Source organism: Pseudomonas sp. 05N434, assembly GCF_056396965.1.
This window is the reverse complement of the sequence record NZ_JBFTMK010001203.1, coordinates 1-366: the sequence shown is the minus strand read 5'-3', so window position 1 is coordinate 366 and position 366 is coordinate 1. Positions and strand designations below refer to the sequence as shown.

General features: G+C 42.6%; 1 protein-coding gene. It reads left to right on the top strand.

Annotation, left to right across the window (positions count from 1 at the left end; all coding sequences use genetic code 11):
• Positions 1 to 366, top strand: a 366-nt coding sequence (locus AC1DLB_RS32435; RefSeq protein ID WP_477786587.1) for a hypothetical protein, incomplete at both ends; no start/stop codon positions are given.

Genomic DNA, 366 nt, shown 5'->3' with positions numbered 1-366 from the left:
GACTATGTCAAGGGGTGGAAGGGATTCGGATTTGCTCTGTGCACCGTGCTTGAGGTTTTGTGTGTAGCTGGTATTGTGTTTTTGACGCAGGGCATTGTGGAGGCTTCATATTCGCTAGCTGGGATTGCGATTACTTCATATTCGCTTGTTGGAATTGCGAATAATGCTTCCGGTGAGTTCTTGTCGCACGTCGCCCTTGGGTTGTTTTTTGGTTTGGTGGTGGCTTGTTTTGCCATAAACAAAGGTTTTGTGTCAAAAATTCTAAGGCATCGGTTATTTGTAGTTCTTGGTGAAATAAGCTTTTCAATGTATTTGATTCATCAGATTGTTTTCAGGCTCTATTATGCGCACAAGCTTATGTTTGAG